Below are 13,694 nucleotides of genomic sequence, written 5' to 3' on the forward strand. Positions count from 1 at the left end.
GTGCCGATAGAGCGCTACTTGCGTGCCAAACCCTATTGATAGTTCACCCAAGATGTTTTGGTCACTTCAACATCACGGGTACCCGGAAGTATCAGCTTACGCCTCCGCTTACATCCGGTGATGTTCCAGCAAGAAGTCCACGAACAATCGCACCCGCGCCGGCATTGCCGCCCCGCCGACGAACACCGCATGAATCGGTTCCTGATCCCCGGGGTTCCAGGCTTCCAACAGCGGAATCAGGTCGCCGCGCTGCAGGTCCTCGCTCACGCTGAACTCACCGATGCGTGCAATGCCGGCACCTACTCGCGCGAGTTGTGCCAGCGCTTCACCACTGCTGCATTCGATGTTGCCGCTGACCTTTAAAGAAAACTCTTTTCCATCGCGGATGAACGGCCAGTTGGGTTCGGCACGCCGGAAGTTGAAGCGCAGGCAGTTGTGCTGTAGCAAGTCTTCCGGTTTCTGGGGGATGCCGTGGCGCTGCAGATACCCGGGCGATGCCACCACTACCTGGCCGGTGTCGCCGATCCTGCGCGCGGTCAGCGGGCTGTCGGGCAGATGGCCAAAGCGGACCGCGACGTCGGCCTGCCCGCCGAGAATGTCGGCGACTTCGTCGCCAAGGGTGAGGTCGACGACGATGTTCGGGTAACGGGCACTGAATGCTGCGACCAAGGGAACGATGGCCAGCCGCCCATGGCCAAGGGCGGCACTGACCCGCAATCGCCCCTTGGGTACGCCCTGGTCGGCGATGGCTTCTTCGACCTCGTCCATGTCGGCCAGGATACGCCTGGCGCCGCGCAGAAACGCTTCGCCCTCGGCGGTGAAGGTGATCGCTCGGGTGGTGCGCAACAACAGGCGGGTGCCAAGGCGTTGCTCGGTACGCGCGATGATGCGACTGACTGCCGAGGGTGTCAGGCCCAGTGCGCGCGCGGCGGCCGACAGGCTGCCTTCCTGCGCCACGGTGGCGAACACGCTCATCTCCCCTGACCTGCCGTTGAAGTCCACTTGTGCCTCCTGCGCAAAGGTGATTGCCAAAAATGCTATCTACCGCCCGAAAAGACTGGATCGTAGCATTAGCGGCATAGATAAGGAGCCTTCCATGCGTATCAATCCACCCCTTGTAGCGCTCGCCATCGGTGCCTTTGGCATCGGCGTAACAGAATTCGCCCCCATGGGCATGTTGCCGGGTATCGCCGCGGATCTGGGCGTTTCCATTCCCGCCGCCGGTTTGCTGGTCAGCGCTTATGCGCTTGGCGTATTGCTCGGCGCACCGCTGATGACCCTGACCACTGGCAGGATTCCCCGGCGCTATCTGCTGATCGGGCTTATGGCGATTTTCACCCTGGGCAATCTGATGTCAGCCCTGGCGACCGATTACTACAGCCTCATGGTCGCCAGGGTGGTGACCTCACTGAACCATGGTGCATTTTTTGGGGTTGGCTCCATCGTCGCCGCCAGCGTGGTCGCCCCGGAGAAACGTGCCGGGGCGGTTGCGGCGATGTTCATGGGCCTGACCCTGGCGACCATCGGCGGTGTGCCGCTGGCCGCCTGGTTTGGTGAACTGTTCGGTTGGCGCACCGCTTTCTGGGGAATTACCGGCCTCGGCGTGGTGACCATGGCGGCGTTATGGTTCGCCTTGCCTAACTTGAAGACGCCGCAAAGCCTCGGTGTCATGGCCGAAATTCGGGTATTGGGACGTGGTCCGGTGCTGGGCGCGTTGGCCCTGACCGTAGTTGGATCGAGCGCAATGTTTACCGTCTTTACCTACATCGCACCGATCCTCAGCAGCGAGACCCATAGTTCCACCACCTACATCACCGCCATGCTGGTGCTTTTTGGCGTGGGGTTGACGCTGGGCAATATGTGGGGCGGCAAGGCCGCCGACCGCTCGATAGATCGCACCTTGATCGTCTCGCTAAGCGTTCTGATTCTCGTCTTGCTGGCGTTCACCGTGCTGATGCGATCGCCGGTGCCGGCTGCTCTGGCCATCCTGATATGGGGTATCGCCAGTTTCGCCTTGGTGCCGCCGCTACAGATGCGCGTCATGGAAGCAGCGAAGGACGCGCCCAATCTTGCGTCTGCGTTGAACATTGGCGCCTTCAATTTTGGCAACGCGATTGGCGCAGCGCTGGGCGGAGCAGTGATCAACGCTGGTCTGGGCTATCCGGCCATTTCCCTGGCCGGAGCGGCAATGGCTGCTCTGGGGCTGCTGATGGTGTTGGCTTACGCTTGGCGTTCCAGAACCACTGAAGCAGCAGTGGTGTGACGAAGATGGGGAGTGGATCGTTACCATCGATGAGTGGCGGCAAGTAGTAGACTTGCTGCCGTTGGCGAGGAGGGGCAATCGGTCACTTTTCGCCATTGCTGACGGGTATGTTGGGTCGGTTGCAGTCCTTTGCACATAACGAGCAGAGGGCTCATGCAGCAGTTAGATCCGAAGCCTAAACTTCGACGACCACCTCGTCCGCTGACTGAGTCGCACCCCGTGGCCCAACCCCAGTCCAGTCACTGATTTATATTCCAGAAATTAGCACCGGATGGGGCTGGAATACCGCGGGGCCTACCGGATCGCTGAAACTGAAAAAATCTCAGAGGACCGCAAAAGCGCTGGAGGCGGCGTATTTGCTGGATCGCAGGCACAAAAAAAGACGTCCGTGGACGTCTTTAGATGTTGAAGTGGTGGGCCGGGGTAATCTGAATCTAAATCTTAACTTGCTGATTTATATGGTTTTACTTCGTTAAAAATCTTGCGCGGGATACTATTTGGAATACCAAGGCAATACGTATAGTTGAAAAATCTCGGCCCTTTTGTCCGATAAGGTATGGATTGGACTTCAACTAACCGGTTCCTTGTTTTCCACTCGGGGGCCGGGAGAGGCCTTACGTCATGGCAACCCTGTCGTATCACACCTGATCGAGTGAAGGACGGCGTATAGGCATATTTTAGCTAAGGAAGGGGTTGGCCGTAGCCGTTCAAGCAAAGAGGGGCCAATCTCCAGGGCGACTCAACTCGGCGAGGCGCTGATGAACTATGGGATAACAGAAACGACGATGCGTCCAGCGTCAGGCTTGGCAAACTCAAGATTAGCAACCAACAGTTGCGCCCGTCTTTAAAAATTCCGCTCACTTGCCGTTCATGCTTGTCTGCATACAGTGAGCCGATATTTGTATAAATAGGCTGACCACGTCCGTAATTAAATGAGCACTGTTGTGATGACATTGCAGGGCGTTTGGTGGCGTCGTTTACTTCTATAATGGCAAACCATCAATTAGCGTTTTTCAAAGGTTGTTCATTTTTCCTAAAGTCGGGAAAGCTTTATTTACTATGTCGCATCTTCATCCCCTCTGGTAGATACTCAGTTTTGGAGCTGCCGTTACAATGGCTGTCCTAGGGGGCGTACACCGGCGAAAATGTTGGAGTGGATACCCTGCTAACAGACCTTTGTCCGCCGCAGGTAGCCTCGGATACAGCTCTTCAACCTCGTAGAAAAAACCTCGAACTGGGATACCGCCTGTGGGCCCAAAAACGTACGATCCCGTACCAAAACCGTTCATGTGGTACTATCTCTACCTTAGGCCCATGCCTGCTACCGCGCGCGAACACATGGAGAATATCTTTGAAGGCCGCCGAAATTAAGTTGTCCCAAACGCAACGGGAACAGCTGGCCTTTTTAGAACGGCGGGCATTTTTCACGGGCGAGCCACAGCACGGCAAACTCGAATTTCGATTTGCCAACAGGGATGCTCATAGGCTTAAGCAACGCGCGCGATGCGAGGCCCCGGGTCAACTCGACCGGCCTGCCCTGAATATTTTTGCCCCGATCACTCGGGGGCTATACGCCATCCGACCTGTCAAAGTCTGCTGCCCATACTCGATCTTCGAACCCAAGCGCCGTGAGATTGTTCCGGTAGCGCTCGCCGACAATTGCCTCCGCCGGCATGTTCAATGTGTAGATCGCGAGCGGCAGAGCTTAGGCAATTTCGTTTCGACTCTCATTGCTGAGGCGCGCCCGGTGGATGCGCAGACCGAGGAACGCGAACTTTTGGGCAAAGATGAACAGCGGGCGCGTATGGTCGATATGGTGCTGTTACCCCGCCCGCGAATCCAGAGGCCCAAGACGGCCGTGCCCCGCCCCGCCATGGGGGACAATTCGCTAAGCATCAAAACGCGGACTGCCTTGCCGGACTGCGTTCTTGGACGCTTGGCGATTAGAGCCACCCACGATCAGAGTCTTAATCCCGCATCCCATTACCCTTGGCTCAAATGCGCTTTAATGCATCACGGCGTTGAGAGCGCCGCGCGTGCGGCATATGTCGAGCATTACGCTTCTGTATGACGGCTTGCAATTCCAACGAAAGCGAAGCCGTCGGCTTCGTCCATGGCCATCGGCGCGCCAGGCGGTCGATCGAACAAAAAAAAGGAACGATTCTTATGAAGCTCGAAGCCATAGCTAAAGGCGCGCTGATCTCTGGAATCGAGGAGGGCAAGGTCGTACGCGTCGTGAGCGCCGATCCGCTGGGCGACAACGCCATGACCGTCATCTACAAGTCCGACGACGGGCGTCTCGGCGAGCGAGTCGTGTTTCGCAGGGACGAGCCTACGCTTTTTCTCGCCACTGCTGGGCGCCCTTGGGGATTCGATGCGGACGGCGCCGATTTTAAGTTAGCTGCAGAGGCGTACCGGATCAATCTGGCTCATCTATTCGACCCGATGATGGCCATCCACACGTCAAACGTTGATCCGCTTCCTCACCAGATCACCGCTGTCTATGAATCGATGCTGCCAAGGCAGCCCCTACGATACGTGTTGGCCGATGATCCGGGCGCCGGCAAAACTATCATGGCCGGCCTTTTGATCCGAGAGCTGCTGATGCGTGCGGATGCCGCCCGTATTTTAATTGTGTCTCCTGGCAGCCTTGTTGAGCAGTGGCAAGATGAGCTCTACGAGAAATTTGGCTTGGAGTTCGCCTTGTTCTCCCGCGATCTCGAGCAACAAAGCCGTGGTGGTAATGCCTTCGAGGACAATCCGCTCATGGTGGCCAGGCTTGACCAGCTCTCCCGTGCGGAAGACCTCCAAGAAAAGCTTGAAAACAGTCGCTGGGACTTGATTGTTGTCGACGAGGCCCACAAGCTTTCCGCCACGTGGTTCGGCGAGAAGGTCAATGAGACCAAGCGTTTCAAGCTCGGCAAGCTCTTGGGTGGAATTACACGCCATTTTCTGCTGATGACGGCGACGCCGCATAACGGCAAAGAAGAGGACTTTCAGCTTTTCATGTCGCTGTTGGACTCGGACCGGTTTTACGGCAAATTCCGGGATGGAGCGCACAAGGTCGACGTGAATGACATGATGCGTCGCATGGTCAAAGAAGACTTGCTTAAGTTCGACGGCACGCCGCTATTCCCTGAACGCCGAGCCTATACGGTCAACTATCAGCTCTCTCCAGCGGAATCTACCCTCTACGCTAGTGTCACGGCCTACGTCAAAGAGGAGATGAACCGTGCCGAGAAGCTAGATGGCGGTAGAAAAGGCACGGTGGGATTCGCCCTGACAGCATTGCAACGCCGCCTAGCTTCGAGCCCAGAGGCCATCTACCAGTCCTTGAAGCGCCGACGCGAGAAATTGAAGCGCCGTGTTGAAGACGAACGGATCAGGCAGCGCGGCGGCAAGCTGCTGGCCGAGACCATTCCAAACATCAGCATCGGTGAGGATATCTGGGACAGTGCTGAGGACATGAGACCCGACGATTATGAGCAGTTCGAAGAGGAGGTCGTCGACCAAGCCACTGCCGCCCAGACGATTGCTGAGCTCGAATTGGAGATCTTCACGCTCGGCCATCTCGAAGAGCAGGCTCGCGCACTGGTCCACTCTGGCCAGGACCGGAAGTGGGAAAGCTTGCGGGAGCTCTTGCAGTACACCCCCGAGATGCTTGGCCATGACGGCTTGCAGCGCAAGCTCATCATCTTTACCGAGCACCGTGACACACTCAACTACCTCGCCGTCCAAATACGCGGGCTGCTAGGCAGCGCCGAGGCGGTGACTATGATCCATGGTGGGATCAAGCGCGAGGATCGCCGCAAGGCCCAGGAGTTGTTCCGTAACGACAAGGATACTCGCGTTTTGCTTGCCACCGACGCTGCAGGCGAAGGTGTCAACTTACAGAACGCCAATCTGATGGTGAACTACGACCTGCCATGGAATCCGAACCGTTTAGAGCAGCGCTTCGGCCGCATCCACCGCATCGGGCAGACAGAGGTGTGCCACCTTTGGAACTTAGTTGCCAACGAGACCCGCGAGGGCGACGTGTTCCAAAAGCTTTTCGAGAAGATCGAGATTGAGCGCAAGGCCCTCGGAGGTCGAGTATTCGATGTGTTGGGCGAGGTGTTCGACGGGGTCAGCCTACGCGAGCTGCTGATCGACGCCATCCGCTATGGTGACGACCCAGTCGTGCGCGCGCGGCTTCGCCAAAGAGTAGAGGGGGCGCTCGACACGAGCCACCTCCGCGATATCATCAGCCGCAACGCGCTCGCTGAGGAAATCATGGACGAACGTCGCCTTTTCGCGTTGAAAGAAGAGATGGAGAAAGCAGAAGCGAGAAAGCTCCAGCCATATTTCATCAGGTCGTTCTTTTCGCAGGCATTCGAGCGTCTAGGTGGCGACCTTCGACCGCGTGGCTCTGGACGATATGAGATTACGTTCGTGCCTAGCGCAATTCGCGAGCGTGATCGCCAGATCAGCGGCCGTGATCGACGCAATATGGATCCGGTCTTGGTTAAATACGAGCGCGTCTGTTTCGAGAAAAAGTTTGTCCGGCTCCTCGAGCGACCTAACGAGGCGATGGCCAGTCTGGTCCATCCCGCGCATCCGCTTATGCATTCGGTGGTCGATCTGATGCTCGAGCAGCATCGCGGCAAGCTCAAACAAGGCGCCACGTTTGTCGACCCCAACGACGAAAGCCTTGATCTGAAACTGCTATTTCTCATCGACCACTCAGTTCGCGAAGGCGACGAAAGAGCGCTGGTAGTGTCCCGCCGCTTGCAGTTCGTGTCGGTGGACCAATACGGCGTGGTTCAAAACGCGGGCTGGGCGCCGCACTTGGATCTTAATCCAATCAGCGCGGAGGAACGCGCGCTCGCCGGCCCCGAGCTTGACGCCGACTGGATCAAGAATGACTTTGAGGAGCGGGCGCTCTCGCATGCTTCCGAAAAGCTCGTGCCGGAACACTTTGAGGAGATCCGTGAGCGTCGCGAAATCCACGTCGACAAAAACCTGACCGCCGTCCATGAGCGCTTGATCAAGGAGATCGATTACTGGTCAGATCGCCACGAAAAATTCAAAAACGACTTGGCGGCCGGTAAGGATGTGCGCTTGACGCTCGAAAACGTCCGCCGAACCATCGACGAGTTGACGGCCCGCTTGGAGACGAGGACCAAGGAGCTTCGCGCTTCCCGCCATGTAGTCTCATCGATGCCGGTGGTGGTAGGCGGGGCGCTGGTAGTCCCGGCGGGTCTGCTCGCCCAGCGCCGCGGGGACGTAGAGGGCCAGACCTGGACCGCCGATGCCACAGCCCGTGCTCGTGTTGAGCGCATGGCCATGGAAGCCGTCCGTAAATCTGAGGAGGCCATGGGGCATCAAGTGGTCGACGTGTCCGCTGAAAAGTGCGGCTGGGACATGACGGCGATTGTTCCCTCCGTAGACGGCAAGCTACTCCAGGCCAGGCATATCGAGGTCAAAGGACGATCCAAAGGACAGTCGACAATCACGGTCACGCGCAACGAAATTCTCTACGGGCTCAACCAATCCGATAAATTCATTTTGGCCATCGTAATCATCGACGGCGAAAGCCACGAAGGTCCTCATTATATTCGCAACCCATTCACGCAAGAGCCTGATTGGGCAGTGACAAGCATCAACTTGGACCTCGCGTCCTTGCTCTCGAAGGCTGAATCTGCATGACACTGATAAAAACACCCAAAAAGTTGATTGAAGTGGCATTGCCGCTCGACGACATCAACGCTGCCTCCTCAAAAGAAAAATCAATCCGCCATGGCCACCCATCGACGCTCCACCTCTGGTTTGCCAGGCGTCCGTTGGCGTCTGCGCGTGCCATCCTCTTCGCCCAGATGGTCAATGACCCTGGCTATGAGCGACATCTAGGCCGCGGTGTGAACAAGGAGAGGGCAAAGGTCGAGCGGGAACGACTCTTCAATATCATTCGAGATTTGGTGAAATGGGAGAACACGGACAACCGAGAGGTCCTTGACCGCGCGCGCGCGGAGATCCGCAAATCGTGGAAGGAGACGTGCGATCTCAATCCTGGCGTTCCTGGGTTTGATCCCGAAGTGCTGCCAGTGTTTCACGACCCGTTCGCGGGTGGAGGATCTCTACCTTTGGAGGCGCAGCGCCTCGGTTTCGAGAGCTACGCTACCGACTTGAATCCTGTTCCTGTTGTTCTGAACAAGGCGATGATCGAAATCCCGCCGAAGTTTAAAGATATGCCTCCGGTTGGACCGCAGTCGCTGGCGGCACGGCAACAGCGCATTCCCGAGCTTTGGACCGGCGCCCGGGGCCTGTCTGAAGATCTTCGCCGATACGGCACGTGGATCGGTCAAAAAGCTGCGGAGAGGCTGGGTGAGCTCTATGCGCAGGTGAAGTTACCTGCCAGGCTGGGTGGCGGTACGGGCACGGTCTTGACCTGGCTATGGTGCCGAACAGTAGCCAGCCCCAATCCGGCTGCCGGCGGCATGCATATTCCGCTCGCAAAGTCGTTCCAGTTAGCGAAGCGCGAGGGCCGCGAGATCCACATGGTGCCGCAGGTCGCCGAAGACAAGCTTAGTTATTCGTTCGTTCTGCAGGAGGGTGGAACGCCAACGATCAAGAGCACGGTCGGAGGCCGTGGCGGTGTTTGCATTTTAACCGATTCGCCGATTCCGCTCACCTACATCCGAACGGAAGGTCTAGCTGGGCGCATGGGGCAGCGCCTGATGGCGGCGGTGGTGCAGACGACGAAAGGCAAGGTCTATGTCGCGGCTAGCGAAATGGAGGAGCCAGACTTCTCGGCGCTGGAGCCCACCGCGCCCGAGGCTGAGATTCTTCATTGGTCGGGTTGCACCAATGTCGTTGTCTACGGCATGAAGACCTTTCAGAGCCTCTTCAATTTGCGGCAGCAATTCGCGCTAACGACGTTTTGCTCGCTGGTGGTTGAGGCCAGAGAGGAGATTCGCAAAGATGCGATTAAAGCGGGCATGCGGGACGATAATCTGGGGCTCGAGCAAGGCGGCGCTGGCGCGACCGCATATGCGGAGGCGGTATCTGTTTACTTGGCCTGCGGCGTGGGTAGAGTGGCCAATTACTGGAACACTTTGTCTTCATGGGAGTCTGGCGGCGAATTTGTCAAAGGCGCATTCACTACACATGCTCTGCCCATTGTTTGGGACTATGGCGAAATCAATCCGTTAACGGACGGCGGCGGATCCTGGACGAGCGCCCTTGGCTGGATAGCCCGGGTAATAGATTTATTGCCAGCCACGGCAACTGGCCATGCCATGCAGCTCGACGCGGCTAATGCGTCGTTGCCAATCGAAACTCAAACCGTCGTGTCGACTGACCCGCCTTATTACGACAACGTGCCCTACTCGAACCTGTCTGACTTTTTCTACATCTGGATGCGGCCTTGCCTGCGCCAAGTGTTTCCGGACATTTTTGCGACACGGCAAACGCCGAAGGCCGACGAGTTGGTCGCTTCGCATAGCCTCTACGAGAATATCAACGATGCGATGAAGCACTTCACCGACGGCATGACGTTGGCGCTGAAGCGAATGCATGACAAGTCCAACGAGTCGGTACCAGTGACCATCTACTACGCCTTCAAACAGAGCGACACTGGCGCGACGGGCACAGCGTCGTCAGGGTGGGAAAGCTTCCTTGAGTCCGTCATCAAGGCTGAATTTGTCATCACGGGAACATGGCCGGTCCGAACCGAGCGAGGCGTGAGAGGACGAGCCATTGGCTCCAACGCATTAGCTTCATCCATTGTCTTGGTTTGTCGCAAGCGCGACGCAGATGCGCAGGCTATTTCCCGGCGCGAGTTCCAACGCGAGCTCAAAGAACATTTGGCCGAGGCGCTCGATGTGATGATCGGTGGCGCAGAGGGCGTTTCGCCAGTGGCCCCGGTCGACTTGGCGCAGGCCGTGATCGGGCCAGGCATGGCGATTTTCTCGAAATACTCGGCCGTCCTTGAAGCCGACGGCAAACTTATGACCGTCCACACTGCGCTTACCTTGATCAATAAGATGCTGACCGAGGGCGTGGATGACTTTGACTCGGACACCCAGTTTTGTCTCTCCTGGTTCGATGGCCAAGGTTGGGCGGAAGGCGACTTTGGTCAAGCGGACGTGCTAGCTCGCGCGAAGGGGACCAGCGTGCAAGGCTTGGGCGCGGCGGGCGTCGTAGAGTCCGGGTCGGGAAAGGTCCGGCTGCTCAAGCCATCAGAATATCCAGCCGATTGGTTGCCAGAGAACGACAACAACACTCCGGTCTGGGAGGCTTTGCATCAAATGATCAGGGCTCTCCAAACGCAAGGCGAGGCCGCATCTGGTTCATTGCTGGCCGGAATGCCGGCGCGGGCGGACAACATTAGGAATCTCGCCTACCGCCTTTACACGCTGTGCGAGCGCAAAGGCTGGGCCGACGAGGCCCGGGCCTATAACGAGTTGATCGCTTCGTGGACAGCCATCGAAGTCGCTTCGCATGAGAAGGGCCAGTATGGCTCGCAAGGCAATATTGAAATCTAAGGGAGCAAAAGAATGAGCCTTAAACCATGGCGCGAGATAGCCATTCCTCATGAGGACGTCCTCAAAGGCACGTTTCAACAGGCCGAATTCGCGGCCGATATTTCGCGCGTCCATCAAGGCTCGGCATCCGAGGAATACCAGGACGCTGCGCTGTTCTTTCAGCGTACGTTCATTACTGAGGGTATGCGCCTGTTGCTAGACTCGGTGGTCAAGCGCCTCGCTGGCAAAGGTGGCGATCCGGTCGTCCAGCTTCAGACCGCGTTTGGCGGCGGTAAGACCCACACCCTGCTCGCGGTGTATCACTTGGCTAAGGGCACACTTCCAGCAAGTCAGCTCCAAGGCATCTCGCCAATCCTTGACGCGGCCGGTATCCAAGAGCTGCCCAGGGCGAACGTCGCAGTGTTAGATGGCGTCGATTTGCTCGACTTGGCTAGCAAGCCGCGCAAGCACGGCGAGGTCGCCGTTAAGACGATCTGGGGCGAGCTCGCTTGGCAACTTGGAGGCGCGGAGAGTTACGCCATGGTGCAGGAGGCCGATGAAAATGGCACTGCGCCTGGTAAGGGCGCACTGGCTCAGATGTTGGCCGCGCGCGCGCCGTGCATCATCTTAATGGATGAGCTGGTCCGCTTCGTTTCCCAGTTTGAGGAGGGTAAGACCCTCTCTGGCGGCACTTACGACACACAAATTTCGTTTATCCAGTCACTCACCGAGGCATTGAAGGCAGTACCGACGGCGATTCTCCTGGCATCGCTGCCGTTCTCTGATCGCGAGGCGGGCAGCCAGCAAGGGATAAAAGCCTTGCGCGCCTTGGAGCATTACTTTGGACGTGTTCAGGCGCTATGGAAGCCTGTGGCGACCGAAGAAGCATTCGAGATCGTACGCCGGCGTTTGTTCGCGAACATCTCTGATCAGATAGGCGCAGAGGAGGTGTGTCGGGCATATGCGGACTTCTACTCTGCTAACGCTGGAGATTTCCCTCCAGACACACAAGACAGCCACTATTTTGAGCGCATGAAACATGCGTATCCGATCCATCCGGAGGTGTTCGATAGGCTCTACGAGGATTGGTCCTCGCTTGACAATTTCCAGCGCACCCGCGGTATTTTGAAATTTATGGCAAAGGTGATCCATCGCCTTTGGACCGACGGCAACAACGATCTCATGATCCAGCCTGGAAGTCTGCCGCTGTATGACTCGGACACCCGCAACGAGGCGATCTACTACCTACCACAGGGATGGGACCCCGTCCTCGAGCGAGATATTGATGGCGAGCGGGCGATCACGACCGAGCTCGACAACTCGAAGCCGCTGTTCGGGTCCATCTTGGCATGCCGCCGAATCGCGAGAACCGTATTCCTGGGGTCCGCTCCAGACGCCGGGGCCGTTGGCGGATCGAAGCATCATCGGGGCATTGAGCTTGAAAACCTCATACTTGGCTGCGCGCAGCCAGGTCAGGTGCTAGGCCACTACAAGGATGGCGTCCGCTCCCTGGTTGACCGACTTCAATACTTTAACAGCGCGAGTAACAGATACTGGTTCGATACCCGGCCAAACCTTCGTCGCGAAATGGAAGACCGCAAGCGCCGGTTCAACCTACGTGAGGATGTCTACCCTTGCATACGCGAGAAACTGCGCTTCGCGCCTGGATCCTTCGGCGGCGTCCACGTCTTCACTGAGAGCGCGAGTGTTCCTGATGATTGGGCGTTGCGGATCGTGGTCCTACATCCGGAAGCCACATTCGGGCGATCCGCGCAAGGCCCCGCGACCGATGCTGCGCTGGCGATCCTGAAGCAACGCGGCGATCTGGCCCGGCAGAAGCAAAATCGACTAATCTTCTTGGCGCCTGACGCCGACAACGTCAGCCGCCTCAAGGACCATGTGTGCTCAGCGCTCGCTTGGCAGTCCATTGTGGCTGACGTGAAGGAGGGCCGCCTAAATCTCGATCAGCACCAAGCCAAGCAAGCGTCGAGCAGCCTCGAACAGGCCAACGAAGGCCTGGCGCGCATGGTGCGCGAGACCTACAAATGGCTGTTGGCCCCCATGCAGGAAGCTAAGCCTGGTAAGGGCATAGGTGAGCTCCAATGGGAACATTTCCAAGTTAACCCTGCAGTAGCGAATCGCGCCGACGAGATCGAGAAGATTCTCAAGGAGCACGAACTGCTGATCACTGAGTGGTCACCCATCCATTTGTCGAATCTGATGCGCGCGTGGTTTTGGAAAGAAGATGCTCCCGCCTTCGGCGCGGTCGAGACTTGGCACAAAACATGTCATTACCTCTATCTGCCTCGGCTCCTCGACGCGGACACTCTACGCATGGCGATTGGCGTCGGTATAAGTTCGCGTGACTTCTTCGGTGTCGCTTATGGCAATGAGGAAGGCCGCTATCAGGGCTTCCAATTCGCCGAGAACACCTCAGTGATTTTCGATGACACATTGTTGCTGATCGAGCCCAAGGCAGCCTCCGATTTTTCGGCCAAGCTTGCGGCCGAGGCGGCGGAGCGGGAGGCCGCTGCCGTGCCGGTTACGCACGGACGCGACACGTCAGATGCTGGGTCAGGAAATAATGCTACAGGTAATGCTGCGGATGACGACACTGGAGCTTCGCCTTCTCCTTCGCCCGCCAGCGGTGGCTCTCCGGCTCCTAGGCCAGCGCCAGGACCGGTCGCCAAAAAACGGATGTTCTTCGGCACCGTGGAACTCGATCCGGTCAAAGCGAAGTTGCAGTTCTCAGACCTGGCCGACGAGGTACTGATGCTGTTCACACAAAAACTGGGGGTCAATGTCAGAATCTCAGTCGAGATTGAGGCCGAATCGTCTGCAGGATTCGATGACAGTACGCAGCGGGCTGTGCGTGAAAACTGCAACCTGCTTAAATTCAAAAACCAAGCGTTTGAAGAATGACTGAG

General features: G+C 57.6%; 6 protein-coding genes. 5 read left to right on the forward strand and 1 reads right to left on the reverse strand.

Going from position 1 to position 13,694, the window contains the following annotated elements; translation table 11 throughout:
• Window positions 1–108: 108 nt before the first annotated feature.
• Complete coding sequence (locus D3M70_RS07180) at window positions 109–1,002, reverse strand: LysR family transcriptional regulator (RefSeq protein WP_120125131.1); 894 nt, start codon at window positions 1,000–1,002, stop codon at window positions 109–111.
• A gap of 94 nt (window positions 1,003–1,096) precedes the next feature.
• On the opposite strand from D3M70_RS07180, the gene D3M70_RS07185 reads away from it, so the two are divergent.
• The 5 genes from D3M70_RS07185 to D3M70_RS07205 all read left to right on the forward strand — a co-directional run bounded on the left by D3M70_RS07185 (window position 1,097) and on the right by D3M70_RS07205 (window position 13,689).
• Window positions 1,097–2,263: an MFS transporter gene (locus tag D3M70_RS07185; RefSeq protein ID WP_120125132.1), complete on the forward strand. Its 1,167-nt coding sequence runs from the start codon at window positions 1,097–1,099 to the stop codon at window positions 2,261–2,263.
• A 1,351-nt stretch (window positions 2,264–3,614) separates the two neighbouring features.
• Window positions 3,615–4,334 carry a hypothetical protein gene (locus D3M70_RS07190; RefSeq protein WP_120125133.1) on the forward strand — a complete coding sequence of 240 codons (720 nt, stop codon included), beginning with the start codon at window positions 3,615–3,617 and terminating at the stop codon, window positions 4,332–4,334.
• Between the two features lie 95 nt (window positions 4,335–4,429).
• Window positions 4,430–7,951, forward strand: a complete 3,522-nt coding sequence (locus tag D3M70_RS07195; protein WP_120125134.1) for a helicase-related protein — start codon at window positions 4,430–4,432, stop codon at window positions 7,949–7,951.
• On the forward strand, window positions 7,948–10,788 hold the full coding sequence (locus D3M70_RS07200) for a DUF1156 domain-containing protein (protein ID WP_120125135.1): 2,841 nt from the start codon (window positions 7,948–7,950) through the stop codon (window positions 10,786–10,788). The genes D3M70_RS07195 and D3M70_RS07200 overlap by 4 nt, the downstream gene beginning before the upstream one ends.
• 12 nt (window positions 10,789–10,800) lie before the next feature.
• Entirely contained in the window at window positions 10,801–13,689 is a 2,889-nt protein-coding gene (locus D3M70_RS07205; protein WP_120125136.1) for an ATP-binding protein, read from the forward strand.
• Window positions 13,690–13,694: the final 5 nt, after the last annotated feature.

Source organism: Pseudomonas sp. LS-2 (genome assembly GCF_003605735.1).
Lineage (GTDB): Bacteria > Pseudomonadota > Gammaproteobacteria > Pseudomonadales > Pseudomonadaceae > Aquipseudomonas.

Coding starts and splice junctions, on each gene's coding strand:
- D3M70_RS07195 (WP_120125134.1), top strand. CDS start 4,430: ATGAAGCTCGAAGCCATAGCTAAAGGCGCGCTGATCTCTGGAATCGAG.
- D3M70_RS07200 (WP_120125135.1), top strand. CDS start 7,948: ATGACACTGATAAAAACACCCAAAAAGTTGATTGAAGTGGCATTGCCG.
- D3M70_RS07205 (WP_120125136.1), top strand. CDS start 10,801: ATGAGCCTTAAACCATGGCGCGAGATAGCCATTCCTCATGAGGACGTC.
- D3M70_RS07185 (WP_120125132.1), top strand. CDS start 1,097: ATGCGTATCAATCCACCCCTTGTAGCGCTCGCCATCGGTGCCTTTGGC.